The organism is Pseudomonas sp. HY7a-MNA-CIBAN-0227 (genome assembly GCF_040310325.1).
Lineage (GTDB): Bacteria > Pseudomonadota > Gammaproteobacteria > Pseudomonadales > Pseudomonadaceae > Aquipseudomonas.
The window spans coordinates 1-245 of the sequence record NZ_JBEOPT010000300.1; the positions used below are offsets into that span (position 1 = coordinate 1).

Annotated in this window: 1 protein-coding gene; it reads left to right on the top strand. The window is 67.3% G+C overall.

The annotated features are described in order from the left end of the window. The coding region (locus AAEZ06_RS28015; protein WP_502948073.1) for an ABC transporter permease subunit at window positions 1-245 on the top strand (245 nt) is incomplete at both ends.

Genomic DNA, 245 nt, shown 5'->3' on the forward strand with positions numbered 1-245 from the left:
TCACCGACTTGCCGATCATCTGGCCGGTGCTGGCCGGCGTGTGCGTCGGGCTGCTGGTCGGCCTGCTGAACGGCTCGCTGATCGCGATGACGGGCATCCCGCCGTTTATCGCGACGCTCGGCACGATGGTCGCCGCGCGCGGCTTCGCGAAGTGGTTCACCAACGGGATGCCGGTGTCGATGCTGACCGACCAGTTCGCGGCGATCGGCGCGGGCGCCAACCCGGTGATCATCTTTCTCGTGATC